General features: G+C 60.7%; 1 protein-coding gene. It reads right to left on the bottom strand.

The features are described from left to right. On the bottom strand, positions 1–519 hold a 519-nt coding region (locus TU76_RS24345), incomplete at both ends, for a phospholipase D-like domain-containing protein (protein ID WP_048352714.1).

The following is a 519-nucleotide window of genomic DNA, read 5'->3' as shown; positions in this document are numbered from 1 at the left end:
CAAAACTGGCCGCCACCGCCTGGGTGAGGCCGGGGTCGAGAGCCTCAAGGTTGGCCTCAAGGTTAAAGTGCAGATTCCAATGGTCGAAGTTGCATGAACCGATGCTGACCCAATCATCAATCAGCACCATTTTCAGATGCAAAAAACACGGTTGGTATTCAAAGATCTGCACACCGGCCTTGAGCAGTCGCGGGTAATAACGATGTCCGGCATAGCGCACTGAAGGATGATCCGTTCGGGGCCCCGTCAGCAGCAACCGCACATCGACGCCTCGCCCCGCCGCCCGACGCAGTGAACGACGAACGCTCCAGGTGGGCAGGAAATACGGCGTGGCCAGCCAGATCCGGTGCTGGGCACTGTTAATCGCCCGTACCAGAGATTGCAGAATATCCCGATGCTGGCGCGCATCCGCGTATGCGACCCGGCCCATGCCTGCACCCGCATCGGGCACCCGCGGCAAATGCGGCAGGCCAAGGGGAGTCGCAGGTTTCCAGGCCTTACGGCGGATGTTTGCGCGCC

Origin of the sequence: Pseudomonas psychrophila, assembly GCF_001043005.1 — a bacterium.
Classification (GTDB): domain Bacteria; phylum Pseudomonadota; class Gammaproteobacteria; order Pseudomonadales; family Pseudomonadaceae; genus Aquipseudomonas; species Aquipseudomonas psychrophila.
The sequence above is the reverse complement of the archived record's forward strand: the minus strand, read 5'-3'. Positions and strand labels throughout refer to the sequence as shown.